Source organism: Aquisalimonas asiatica (genome assembly GCF_900110585.1).
Lineage (GTDB): Bacteria > Pseudomonadota > Gammaproteobacteria > Nitrococcales > Aquisalimonadaceae > Aquisalimonas > Aquisalimonas asiatica.
In genome coordinates, this window is sequence record NZ_FOEG01000002.1 from 1 (window position 1) to 12,227 (window position 12,227).

A 12,227-nucleotide genomic window follows, 5' to 3' on the forward strand; every position below is an offset into this window, starting at 1 on the left:
ATCAGGGTGTCCAGTTCACCAGCGAGGCCTTCACAAGCGTTCTCAAAGAGTATGGCATCCGGATCAGTATGGACGGCAAGGGCTGCTACCATGACAACATCTTCGTGGAACGGCTCTGGCGCAGCGTCAAACACGAGTGCGTCTACCTCACTGCCTTCGAGGATGGCCGACACTTGAAGCAGGCGCTCCACCGGTACTTCCGGCATTACAATCAGACCCGGTACCACCAAACCCTTGATTACCAAACGCCCGATGAGGTGTACTACGGGCAATCCATATCCTTGGCAGCCTGAGCCAGGGAAACAACCGGATCATAGCTTAGGGACACCATCAGGTTGTCCAACTGATTGGGTCCACCTCAAGCCGCGATCAGCGCGACCGCCAGGGCCGCCACCGTACCAAAGGTGAGGACATACTTTCGGGCAATGGACATGGTTCCCCCGGAGGATATGAAAACTACGCCCCGCGGTATCGGCCGGGAACCCGGCCGCTTGAACATTGGTTCATCCTCGGCCCCTTCCCGGGCCATGAGGCGCAAGGGTCCCCACTGCCGCTGAGGGCGATGCGTTGTCGGGCATGGGGTGACTACGCCCTCGAAGGGCGGGAACCAGGACCAGGATCAGGACCAGGATCAGGATCAGGACGGATACGGCCGGATACGGCCGGATAACGCGGGACTGGACACTAGCGAATCTCGCGCCGATAAAGCGAGTAGCCCGACACGCGCCAGCGCTCACCGGTCCGGGTGTCGTAGTAACCACCTTGGGCGCTACGTCCTTCGTCTTCGATAGTCCAGCGATCGCCCCCGTCATAACTCACCGCAGTGACATTTTTACCGAGCAGGCTGCCTTGGTTCACACCATCGAACAGCAACCCCTCGTCCGGGGTGATATACAAGGCGTAACCCACCAGATCGCTATCGAATTCATGCAGTTCAGTGAGTTGGTCACCGTCCCAGTACCGGACAGAAGTGGGATGTTCCTCCAGCTGCTCCTTCGGTACCAGGGTGATGGGGCGCCCCTTTCGAGCCAGAATATAAACCTCGCCCTGCTCCGTCGCGGCAATGTCATTAACGCCGTAATCCCCCAATGCCACCTCGAAAGACGGCTCGTCCTCGCCCCAGGGCAGGGAATACATGACGCTCTCGCCACGGTGACGGTCAAAAAACGCCATTCTCAATACGTTATCCCGCCCCAGTGCGACCAGGTCGAAGCGCTGCCGCTCGTTGTCCGGGTTACGGGCACCAGCCGGTACGGGCACTTCCTGCCAGTGCTCACCACCATCCTCGGTCCGCCAGAGATGTGGCCCCCAGCCCACCAGGTAGCCCCGCTGGGCATCGATGAACCGCAACGCCGAAATATTCTGATCTTCCGGCCAGGGCAGGCGATCCCAGGTCTCTCCCTGATCACTGGACTTGAACAGCTGGGTAAACTGGGGGAGGTAGCGCTGCCCTGGTGGCTTTTCAGCCGTGCGGTCCGACCACCCGGTGGCAAGGTAGAGCGTGCTCCAGTCCGGGGAAAGCCACCAGTCTGCCTGCTGGGCGGGCTCTTCAAAGCGCCGCTCGACACCCGCTTCAAGGTCCCCGGCTAGAATACGTACAGTCCGACGGTTGGCTCTTTCACCGACATCTCCCATCCATGCTTCCGTAGGCTCAGCCCTATCTGGATCACTACGCTCTTCACGTGGCTTGAATATTATTTCCGGATTGGTCAGCTTCATGGAAAGCACCTGCTCGCCACGAATACGGAAGTCCCCTGGTCCATAGGGCTTGTCTTCCTTCATGAAATCGTTGCTGACGCGCTCCCACACTCCCCCGTTCCCTATCACGTAACCCGCAATTAAGACGACAAGCACGGCTAATGCCCAACGAAGACGGCGCATAGTCACTCCAAACGCAGGTGCTGCTGCATCAATGGGCAGGGTGCCGATGTGGACTTCCCTGTTATCGTGAGCGCGTCCGGCGCTTCACGTTGAGGCCCGCTCGAAGGCCAGGAGGCAGGTGATGGGCCAAGTGGCAGGAGATGATACCCCTCGAGGGGCCTGGCCGGGAAGCAACGCGGAAACCAGCGCCCGAGGGAGCACGTTACCCTTCAGACGCTGGTCCTTGGTGCGGTTCAGCCTCAGAAGCGGTGATGAACCCCGACACTGACCCCTTGGGGAGTGGAGCCAGCCCCGGTGTCTGCCAGGTTTGCGGGGGTACCACCATGGCCGTAACCGAAGGTGTCTTGCTCCTGGGCATCATCGTTATCGGTGCGGGCGTATGCGCCATAGACCTCGGTGTTGTCCGCCAACTGGTGGAAGTACCCAACGGCAAGGGACAGAGAGTCGGCGTCGTCCGCATCACCCAGGAACTGCGCGGCCTGCGCCCGAATGGTCGAAACCGGGGTCAACGACACGCTCCCCCCGAGGGCGATGACGTGGTCATCACGGTCGTCCGCATCGTGGTCACGGGTCGCGAACAGCGTGCCGACCTCGTAGTTGTCACGCTCGAAGCCAAGGCCGAGGGCATAGACATCGAAACCGTTACCCTCATCATCGTCTGCGCCCACCTGCACGAACGTCAGGGCGGCGAGCCACGGCCCTTCACTGAACGTGCCCCGGACGAGGAAATCGTGGTCTCCCATCTCCTCCGAGTCGCCCGATGAGCCTTCCGGCGCAACCGTCGCGGACACGTTCACGGGCCCGAGGTCCGGCGAGACGTATTGCACGGCACCGCTGAAGCGCCCCCCAATGCCAAAGCTGGTGATCGACCCGACGTCGCCGATGGTGTTGAGCATATAGTTCGACTCATAGATGAACTGATTGGCCGCCGGCAGGCGCCCTGCCCGAACCATACCGAAGTCACCCTCCACACCCACGAAGCTGTCGCGCACCTGGCGCAGAACGGCGTCGTTGCCGTCATCGTCGGTACCACTCTCTCCCGACCACGCCGCTTCCAGCTCCAGCTGATAAATGGCCGTCAGACCGGAATCCAGCAGACGGCTACCGCGAATACCGAAACGCGAGGCATTGGAGCTGAATCCGAACCCGCTGTCATCGTCGTCGGCGTCAGAATTGTCGGTGTCGAAATAGTTCAGGGACAGATGCGCCTCACCGTACAGTTCGACGTCGTTCCGATCATCCGCGACGACAGCAGCCGGGGCTGCGCAAAGGGCCGCGGTCAAGAGCGCCACAGCAGTCCGTGACGAATCGGTGTTGTTATGAGACATGACTGTCTTCTCCTCAAATCCGTGAATGTGTGTTATTGGACTCCACCTGCGTATCGGTGCCCGATACGCTTCCCTTGCGTGACCACTGCAGGGCCACAAGCGCCAGTGCCAGCACGATCCCGGTCATGTCGGTGAGCCAGCCACCAGCGATCATCATCAGTGCCCCGGCCATTAGCAGCACGCGCAGCCACATCGCCGTTGCACCGATAAGCCAGCCCTGCAGCGACGCCGCCAGCAGGAATACGCCGAGCGATGCGGTTGCCACCACCCTGACGATCTGCAGCGGTTCGCCCTCCATGAGCAACGCAGGGCTGTAAAAGAACATGAACGGCACGATGAAAGCGGCCAGGCCGAACTTGAACGAGGTCGTGGCCGTTTTAAGTGGATCCGTGCCGGCAATGCCAGCCGCGGCGTAAGCGGCCAACGCCACGGGAGGCGTGATCGCCGAGAGCACCGCGAAGTAGAAGACGAAGAAGTGCGACACCAGGGGCGGAATGCCCATCTGTTGCAGCCCGGGCGCCACCACCGACGCTGCGACGGCGTACGCCGCCGTGGTGGGCATGCCCATGCCGAGCAGAATGCTGATGCACATGGCGAAGACCATCGCCAGCAGCTGACTGGCCTCTGCCACCTGCAGCAACATGGCGGCAAAGCGGGCACCGACGCCCGTGAGGCTGATGACGCCGACGATGATCCCTGCGCAGGCGCACACGGCAATCAGCGGCACGGCCATCCGCGCCCCCAGGGCCAGAGCGCGCAGAATCGCGGGCACTCCCATCCAGTGCGGCGTCAGCCAGGAGACCACCACCGCACTGACCATCGCCAGCGTTCCGGCACGGATCACCGAATACCCCGCAAACAACGTGGCGATGAGAATGATGATGGGGATGAAGAGGTAGGCCTGACGCACCATGCCCCGGAACGAGGGCAGCTGGTCGCCGGACAGCCCGGTCATTCCCTCGCGGCGCGCCTCGAAATCCACCATGAAGTAGATGGACAGGAAATACAGTGCGGCCGGAATGATGGCGGCGACGGCGATCTCCGTGTACGGCACGCCGGTGATCTCCGCCATGATGAAGGCACCCGCGCCCATGATCGGCGGTACCAGTTGCCCACCGGTGGACGCCGCCGCCTCCACGCCGCCGGCACTGCGCGCCCGGTACCCCACCCGTTTCATCAGCGGGATGGTGAGGCTGCCCGTCGCCGCCACGTTGCCGGCGGAGGTGCCGTTGATCATGCCCATGAGCCCGGAGGCGAATACCGCCACCTTGGCCGGCCCGCCACGGGCGCGGCCCGCCGCGGCGAAGGCGAAGTTCACGAAGTAGTCCCCCACCTTCGACGCCTGCAGGAATGCCGCGAAGGTGATGAACAGGATGATGTAGGTGGAGGACACGGCCGTGGTGGGACCCAGGATGCCGTTGTCGGTGTAGATGTAGCTGAAGAACCGCTCCGGCGAGTACCCACGGTGCTCCAGAATGCCGGGCAGGTATGCGCCCCCGAAGGCGTACACCAGGAACACCGCCGTAATCACCACCAGCGCCCAGCCAGCGACCCGGCGCGTGAGCTCCAGAATGAGCAGCACACCGGTGCCGGCCATGAGCATTTCGGTGGTCCCGGCCATGGGCGTACCCGCCCTCATGCGCCAGCCGTCGATGCCGAGAATCAGGTAGGCGGCAACCACCGCCGCGGCGAGCGCCAGCACCGCATCCGGCCAGCCCGGCGCACGTCCGCCGCCGGTCCACCATCGCGCGGCGGCCATGGCAATGAGCGTCCCCGCGGGCAATGCCATGGCCGCCTGATCCAGCGCCCATTGCGGCGCCATGTCGCCAGCCCAGGCAGTGATATACCACGCCCAGGCCACCAGGCCCGCCGCATACGCCACGGCAACCACCGCCGGGAGCGCTACCAGCCACACGACCGGGCCGGCGCCGGTGCCGCGGTCATCCCGGGCAAGGGCGACGGCAGCCAGGGTGCAGAAGCCCAGCATCAGGCCCCCGGCGACGTGGATGATGCGGTAGGTCCACGTCTCCATGGGGGCGAGATTGAGGGTCAGTAGATGAAGGGCGACGAAAGCCACGGCAAAGCCGAATACGGCCCAGCCCACCGCGCCGTGCAAATCCCGCTCGTTATCGGCCAGGGGAATTTCGGCATCGGCGTCGTCCGCCGGCCCGGTCACCCGCGTATCGGAAGTCGTCATGAATGGTTCCCCGCGTGGTCTGGAAGTGACGGGTGCCGGCCAACCCGCCGGCACCCGCTCCGCGGCGCATTACCCGCGTAGGTCCTCGGGAATCGTGTAGCCGTTTTCCTCGAACCACCGCACGGCACCCGGGTGCCAGGGGATGAACTCGTTGTGCTCCAGGTTCTCCGGGATCGTTTCCTGCGCCGAACCGTGGATCTCCTTCATGCGCTCGTGGTTCTCCATGACGGTGCGCGTGACCTCATAGACCAGCGACTCGGGCATATCCTCGTGGGTGATGGCGAAGTTCCACACGGAGATGGCAGGCGCGTCGTCGTCCAGCGCGGAGTAGACGTCGGCCGGGATCGTGGCGGCACTCAGCTCCGGGAACTCGTCCACGATCGCGTCCTGCCCCTCATAGGAGAAGATGTTGACGTCTGCCTGCGCCTCCAGCTCGTTGAACGCGGCAACCGGTATGCCGGCCGCGAACGCGAACGCGTCGATCAGCCCGTCCTGCAACTGCCCGGCCTGGTCCGAGGCGCCGCCGTTGCGGGTGTCCACATCCAGGCCCTTGAGCTCGAACAACTGCGGGTGGTACATGTCCGCGGTGCCGCCCGCCGGGCCGACCCCCACGGTCTTGCCGTCCAGATCCTCCACCGACTCGATCCCCGAGCCCTCCAGGGCGATGATCTGCAGGGTGGTCTGGTACATGGGGAACACCGCGCGCATGCTCCGGTGCTCCATCCCCGGTGCCAGTTCGCTCTCGCCGATCCAGGCCTGATAGGCCGGCCCCATGGTGACCATGCCGAACTCGTGATCGCCCGTCTGAACCAGGGTGGCGTTCTGCACCGGACCACCGGTGACCTCCGCACCGGCGTTGATGTCGTGCGCCTGACTCACCATGTCCGCCCAGCCGGAGCCGTAGATATAGTAGGTACCACCCTGGCTGGCGGTCCCCACGGTCATGCTGGAAGGCCAGTCGTCCCGGTCGGCGTGGGCATTGCCGGCTGCAGCGAGCATGACCGCACTTGCGCACACGGCCGCTGTCAGCGCGTTGGTATACTGCTGTTTCATGTCGATCTCCTCCTGGGTTTTTCGAGTCGCCGCCATCCTTGTCCAGAAAGCGGCATCGGCGCCAATGAGGATTTTTGATGGCAGCGGTCGTGCAAACGCCCCATCATGGGGCGCAGGCCCATGACCAACCGCGGAGTGGTTGTGACGACGCCCCGGCAACACCTCACCGACGCTGACAACGACCCCGCCCCATCTCCCGGGGCTGGCCGCGCGCGTCGGCGCTGGCACTGGCTCTGGTTCAGCCTGGCCTACGCCATGGTCGCAGGGTCCCTTGTCTGGCAGGGCGGTCAGATGGTCGGCGATCGCCTGGAGAGTGACGCCCGGCAGATCATCGACGAGCGCCTGAACCTCTATGAGCACACCATCCTGGGTGAACTCCAGCGGTTCCGATCCGTCCCCTACCTGGTGGCTCAGACAGAGCAGGTCAGGGAAGTGCTGCGGGACGACGCCGCCGTCTACGACACCAACCGCTACCTGGAGGACGCGGTGGATGACTCCGAGGCGGACGTCATCTACATCATGAACCCCGACGGAGTCACGGTGGCCACCAGCAACTGGCGCCAGGCCGACAGCTTCCTGGGCGGTGACTTCAGCTTTCGCCCCTACTTCCAGGATGCCCTGGGAGGCCAGGCGGGCGGGTATTTCGCCATCGGCACCACCAGCCGCGAACCCGGTTACTACATGTCGCGCCCCATCCGCTCCAGTGAAGGGATTCTGGGTGTGGCCGTGGTCAAGATCGACCTCACGAGCATCGAGTCCAGCTGGGCGGAGGGCGGTGAAGCGGTGTTCGTGGCCGACAACAACGAGGTGATCTTTCTCACCAGCCAGGACGCCTGGCGCTATCACTTTCTGCCCCACACGCCCGTGCACAGGGAAGCCGGGAACGGCGTCGTGGTGCCGTCGTTCAGCCCCAACCCGCTACCGGAGCTGGACTTCCAGCGCGACGGTGATCGGGTGAGCATCAACAACACCCTCTACCTGGCCGGCACCCGCACCCTGGAGGACCAGGACTGGACCCTCTACTACCTCACGCCGACGGCGTCGCTGGAGACCCAGACCACGGCATCATGGGTGGGTCTGTTTACCCTGGCGGTGGCGGTCTACATGTTGCTGCTGTACATGCGCGAGCGTCGCGAGAAGCTGATCTCCCGGCGCGAGGCGGAAGACGCGGATCGCATCCGCGCCATCAACCATCAGCTCCAGGAGGAGATCGACGAACGGCGGCGCGCAGAGCAGGAACTACGTAACGCCGAAGAGGAGCTGGTGCAGGCGGCCAAGATGGCCGCACTGGGCCAGATGTCGGCGTCCGTTGCCCATGAGATCAATCAGCCCCTGGCCGCCGTACAGACCAATGTCGCCTCGGCCCGCCTGCTGCTGCGCAACGGCGACACGGGGGAACTCACCGAGGTTCTGGGCCAGGTGGAGGATCTGGTCCACCGCATGGCCTCCATGGCGCAACAGCTCAAGACATACGCGCGCAAGAGCGCGGACAGCAACGGTCCGTTCGAGGTGCAACGCAGTGTCAACAACGCCCTGCACCTGTTGCAGCCCGCTCTCAACCGGCAGGGCCTCGCCCTGGAGCCGGAAATGCCCGACGAGCCCGTTCACGCCCTGGGAGACCCGGTGCGCATGGAGCAGGTTGTGGTCAACCTTGTGCAGAACGCCATCGATGCAGTGGCCCACGCGGACACCCCGAGCGTGCACCTGTGGGTGCGTCCGGGGGCACAGGAGGTGGAGCTGTGTGTCGAGGACAACGGCCACGGCCTCCCGGGGGACGGCGCGGGCGTCTTCGAGCCGTTTTTCACGACCAAGAGCTCCGGTGAAGGCATCGGTCTTGGTCTCGCCATCGCCGAGCGCATCGTCACCGGTATGGGCGGCACCATCACCGCGACGTCCAGCGAATCCGGCGGGGCGCGATTCCGGGTCCGCCTGCAGCGCACCACCCCGGCCCGACAGGAGGAGACATAACAGGATGACCGAACAGGGAGTGACCATCTACCTGGTGGAGGACGATGAAGCCATGCGCTCCTCCGTGGCACGCTGGCTACGCCTGGCGGACTTCCACGTCGAGCCACTGGCCGCGGCCGCTCCTCTGCTGGAGACAATCGCCACGGACAGCCCGGCGGTGGTGGTCTCCGACGTGCGCATGCCGGACATGGACGGCCGCGACCTGCAGCAGGCGGTACAGCACATCGACCCGGACCTGCCGGTGATCCTGTTCACCGGGCACGGCGACATCGACATGGCCGTGGAAGCCATGCGTAACGGCTGCTACGACTTCATCGAAAAGCCCTTCAACGCCGAACGCCTGCTGGAATCCGTCCGGCGGGCCTGCGAGAAGCGCCATCTGGTGCTGGAGAACCGCAACCTGCGCAGCCAGATGGAGGATCTCAGCGGCCTGCATGCACGCCTGATCGGCCGCAGCCCGGCGATCAACAAGCTGCGCCAGGAGATCATCGACATGGCGCCGGTGGACGCCAACGTCCTGGTCATCGGCGAGACCGGCACCGGCAAAGAGGTGGTGGCCAGCTGTCTGCATCATCTCAGCCCTCGCCACGACCAGCCTCTGGTGGCGGTGAACTGCGCGGCCATACCCGAGACCCTGGCCGAGAGCGAACTCTTCGGCCACGAGCCGGGCGCGTTCACATCGGCCTCGACCCGGCGCAAGGGGCGCCTGGAGGAAGCACACGGCGGCACGCTGTTCCTGGACGAGATGGCGGACATGCCACTGGAGGTGCAAGCCAAACTGCTGCGCGCCATCCAGGAACGCTCGTTCAACCGACTGGGCTCCAACACCGTACGCAACACCGACTTCCGCCTGATCGCAGCCATCAACACGGACGCGCGCGGCGCCATCCAGCGCCGCGAGCTACGCGAGGATCTGTATTACCGCGTCAACACCATCGAGCTGCACATACCGCCCCTGCGCGAGCGCCGCGAGGACGTCCCCATGCTGTTCTCGGTGTTCTGCGAGCACGCCGCCGTGGTCTACGACCGACCGGTCACCTACCCCGACAGCGCCACTCTCACGGCCCTGATGAACCACGACTGGCCCGGCAACGTGCGTGAACTCAAGAACGTGGCCGCGCGCTATACGCTCTCCTCGCTACCGCCGGAAGAGCGCCTTGGCAGCCTGCTGCGCCAGGACAACGACATTGCCCCCGCGCCCGGGGAAGGACTCAGGGAACAGGTGCAGAAGCTTGAACGCCAGCTTATCCAGGATGCCCTGCGCCGCCATGAGGGACGCATCACCCCCGTGCTTGAGGAGCTGCAACTCCCCCGGCGCACCCTCAACGAGAAGATGCGGCGATACGGGCTGCGCGGGTAAATCGGCGAAAAACCGCCGACGCCACCACCGCCTGTCGGCAATTTCTTGCTTACGGCCGTAACGACACCCCAAACCTCACCATTAATTCAACCACTTACACCCCCCTTCCTCCTGGCATGCCGCCTGCAATGGCCTGGGGAGCCCTGACCGGGCTGCCAATGACAAGAAACACGCTCCAGGAGGAGACCATGACTTCACTAGCACACCCCCAACAAGGACAGCCCACCCCCCTCCCGGCCCGCCTGCCGAACATGCAGGCCCTGCGGGCATTCGAGGCTGCGGCCCGCTCCGGTTCGTTCACCCGCGCGGCTGAAGAGCTGTATCTCACCCAGTCCGCCGTGACCTATCAGATCCGTAACCTGGAGGACTACCTGGGCACGTCGCTGTTCCAGAGGCTGCACCGGGGTATCCGGCTCACCAACGCAGGAAGGGCGGTGTACAACGACATCAGCCGCGGCCTCGCACTCATCGGCGAGTCGCTGACCAGTGTGTCGGGAGCACCGGGCGCGACCCGGGCGATCAGCCGGCGGATGGAAGACGCGCCCGACCCGCCCTCCGCGTGACCAGGCGGTCAGCGCGACACGCGGAACTGCAGCTCGGCGCGTTCCTCAATGGGGCCGAGCACCAGCGTCCGGCCGGACTGCCGTGAGCCCGAAACTCCGGCGTCATACTGCCAGTCGCCCGGCAGGGTCAGCGTGAGGCCTTCCACGGGGTCAGCCACGGTCAGGGCGACGGTGGTCCGGGACGGATCCGCGGACCGGAGCTCGAACTGCACGGATTCCCGCGCGCGCCACCAGTCGCCGTAGCCGGACACCGTGTCGAACCACGCCCTGTCTCCGAACTGCTCCATGTAACGATCCACGAAATCCAGCTTGTGGCCCAGCTCGTCGGTGTGAATCAGCAGGTTGACCAGCCCCTGGTACTGGGCCACCTGTTCACTCAGCATGACCGCGTCGTCGAAGCGCTCGCCGAGCACACCCACTTCATCCTCAATAGTGACCGGGAATTCGTAGACGGGCAGCTCCGCGCCATAAGAGCGGTTATGCATCAGCTGGTAGGGGAGATGCGTCAGGGCCTCGTTCGCCGTGATGCTGGAGCTGAACTCATAGCCAACCGCATGCAGGAGTTGAGGGAGCTGCGCCGGCAGGGACAGATGGCCGGGGCGGAAGGCGCGCACCGGTGCGCCACTGCTTTCCTCCAGCAGGAACCGGCTGACGCGTAGCTCGCCCAGCATGGTGGCGTCGCGAACCCGCATGAAATCCACGACGAAAGGTCGGTAGTCCGGGTACTGTTCCGTGCCTGATCCTACCGGCATGCGGGCGAGTTCATTGGAATGGGCGACGGTGTGGCTGGCGATGCCCATGCCCTGCTCCACCAGCGCCTCGAGCGTCGGGATGCGCGACGTGTCGAAGAACGCGCGATCGTTGTAGTCCGTCACGTACTTGGTCTGGATGAAATAGGTCGCAGGAACGCCATGACGCTGGGCGACTTCGGTGTAGTGCGGGATGTTGTCCATGGAGTGCGTAAAATCCACGTCGTGCGTCATCAGTGCGGTGAACTCGCGTCCATGAGGCGTCGGTGACAATGTGATGGCAGCCGGGTCGCCTTCCCGGTAGATGTTCTTCAGGACTCTCAGGACGGTATCGACCTGGGGTTGAAAGGCGTTCACGTAAGTGTCGGACAGCATGGGGAACCGCCCGTTGTGGGCTCGCAGGATGTAGTGCCCGAGGTCCACACCGACCGCGTAGGCGTGCCCTCTGTCTTCGCCTTCACCACCGTGGGTCTTCCGCGTCACCGCGACGCGACCATCGTCGCCGAACACCGCGATGGGCGGCTCGGCGGTGTCCGTGTAGTGCACCCCGGGCAGTCCGGAGTCCGGGATCAGCGGGCTTCCCAGCATGACGATGGACGAGCCGCCGGTCGAGAGGACCGGGTCAGTCACTGCCGAAGACCACAGGCTGATGTGCTGGCGTCGGGCGTGTTCATGGGCCCCGCCGTACCCGAACAGCGCCCGGGCGCCGCCGCCGAGCGCGGAGAAGCCGACGACGGTACCGCCATCCTCCACGTGGGCGGTCAGGGCTTCCAGCGTTCCCGGGGGCGTATTCGCGCCGGTCAGGGACGGATACACCATGATGACGGCGTGCTCGAGCGCGTCGTCGAGATCCGTCACGACGCGGAAGGGAATGCCGAGGCTGCGGAAGCCGTGCGCCAGCCCCAGCCAGGAGCTCTCCTCGTCGCGCACATACAGCCCGACGCCGAATGGGTGGTCGCTGGCATACGCCTCGACGCCGGTCCGTGGTGGTTCGCCTGGCAGGACGGTGGGCTGTTCCGGGCCCTGGAGGTCAGGGAACGCCGGCCCGGAGTCGCTGAACAGCCACCAGGCGGCAAACGTGATGACCAGCAAAAAGGCAATGCCAATGCCGATTCGGTGTCGAGTCAC

At 64.7% G+C, this 12,227-nt stretch carries 8 protein-coding genes and 1 pseudogene; 4 read left to right on the plus strand and 5 right to left on the minus strand.

The features are described 5' to 3' along the window. Window positions 1–269: pseudogene (locus BMZ02_RS04735) on the plus strand (integrase core domain-containing protein); the annotation flags it as partial. A gap of 415 nt (window positions 270–684) precedes the next feature. Here the strand turns inward: BMZ02_RS04735 and BMZ02_RS04740 are convergent. The 4 genes from BMZ02_RS04740 to BMZ02_RS04755 form a co-directional block, all read right to left on the minus strand. Further along, window positions 685–1,809 carry a WD40/YVTN/BNR-like repeat-containing protein gene (locus BMZ02_RS04740; protein WP_091640436.1) on the minus strand — a complete coding sequence of 375 codons (1,125 nt, stop codon included), beginning with the start codon at window positions 1,807–1,809 and terminating at the stop codon, window positions 685–687. A 311-nt stretch (window positions 1,810–2,120) separates the two neighbouring features. Further along, window positions 2,121–3,209: a porin gene (locus tag BMZ02_RS04745; protein ID WP_091640438.1), complete on the minus strand. Its 1,089-nt coding sequence runs from the start codon at window positions 3,207–3,209 to the stop codon at window positions 2,121–2,123. Between the two features lie 13 nt (window positions 3,210–3,222). Next, complete coding sequence (locus tag BMZ02_RS04750) at window positions 3,223–5,406, minus strand: TRAP transporter permease (protein ID WP_091640440.1); 2,184 nt, start codon at window positions 5,404–5,406, stop codon at window positions 3,223–3,225. Between the two features lie 69 nt (window positions 5,407–5,475). Further along, complete coding sequence (locus tag BMZ02_RS04755; RefSeq protein WP_091640441.1) at window positions 5,476–6,459, minus strand: TAXI family TRAP transporter solute-binding subunit; 984 nt, start codon at window positions 6,457–6,459, stop codon at window positions 5,476–5,478. A gap of 120 nt (window positions 6,460–6,579) precedes the next feature. Here BMZ02_RS04755 and BMZ02_RS04760 point away from each other — a divergent pair, with 120 nt between their 5' ends. From BMZ02_RS04760 to BMZ02_RS19275, 3 genes are all read left to right on the plus strand, one after another. Next, entirely contained in the window at window positions 6,580–8,427 is a 1,848-nt protein-coding gene (locus BMZ02_RS04760; protein ID WP_171909810.1) for a sensor histidine kinase, read from the plus strand. A 4-nt stretch (window positions 8,428–8,431) separates the two neighbouring features. Then, complete coding sequence (locus tag BMZ02_RS04765; protein ID WP_091640445.1) at window positions 8,432–9,787, plus strand: sigma-54-dependent transcriptional regulator; 1,356 nt, start codon at window positions 8,432–8,434, stop codon at window positions 9,785–9,787. Between the two features lie 188 nt (window positions 9,788–9,975). Continuing rightward, window positions 9,976–10,350, plus strand: a complete 375-nt coding sequence (locus tag BMZ02_RS19275) for a LysR family transcriptional regulator (RefSeq protein WP_216110696.1) — start codon at window positions 9,976–9,978, stop codon at window positions 10,348–10,350. A gap of 8 nt (window positions 10,351–10,358) precedes the next feature. Here the strand turns inward: BMZ02_RS19275 and BMZ02_RS04775 are convergent, their stop codons facing one another. After that, window positions 10,359–12,227: a polysaccharide deacetylase family protein gene (locus tag BMZ02_RS04775; RefSeq protein ID WP_091640449.1), complete on the minus strand. Its 1,869-nt coding sequence runs from the start codon at window positions 12,225–12,227 to the stop codon at window positions 10,359–10,361.